Genomic DNA, 590 nt, shown 5'->3' with positions numbered 1-590 from the left:
AGTCGATGCCGAGCGCGACGAGGAAGACGAAGCCCATCAGCGGGGTCGACCAGTCCATCGCGGCGAAGTCCAGGACGTGCTCGAAGAGCAGGTGGGACGTGCCGAGGGCGGCGAAGTACGAGACGACCACGGTGGCCAGGAGCAGCAGCGGGGCGACCAGCGAGCGCAGCAGCCAGATCAGTACGGCGAGGACGACGAGCAGCACGATCGGGATGACGGTGGTCAGGTCGCGGTCGGCGGCGCGCTCGGTGTCGATGGCCTGTGCGGTGGTGCCGCCGACCAGCGCGTCGGCGCCGTTGACGGCGTGCACGGCGTCGCGCAGCGCGTCGACGGTGTCCTTGGCGGCGTCGCTGTCCGGGGCGTCCTTGAGGACGACGGGGAAGGTGGCGAGTTCGTGGTCGCCGGTGCGTACGGAGTCCTGCGGCTCGCCCACCGATGCGACGCCGGGCACCTTCGCCGCCACGGCCCTGACCTGGGCGAGTCGGTCGCCGTCGGCGCGGGTGACGACGTCGGCGGGGTCGGAGGCGCCGGAGGGGTAGTGCGCGGAGACGCGTTCAGGGGCGATGACGGAGTCGGGCTTGTCCTGGAAC

The 590-nt window shown here is 71.9% G+C and carries 1 protein-coding gene; it reads right to left on the bottom strand.

All coding sequences use genetic code 11. The annotated features are described in order from the left end of the window. The coding region (locus KUM32_RS41700) for an MMPL family transporter (protein WP_217146829.1) at positions 1 to 590 on the bottom strand (590 nt) is incomplete at both ends.

Source organism: Streptomyces sp. AC627_RSS907 (assembly GCF_019049165.1).
Note: the sequence above shows the minus strand (reverse complement) of the source record. Positions and strands in the feature narration are given on the sequence as shown.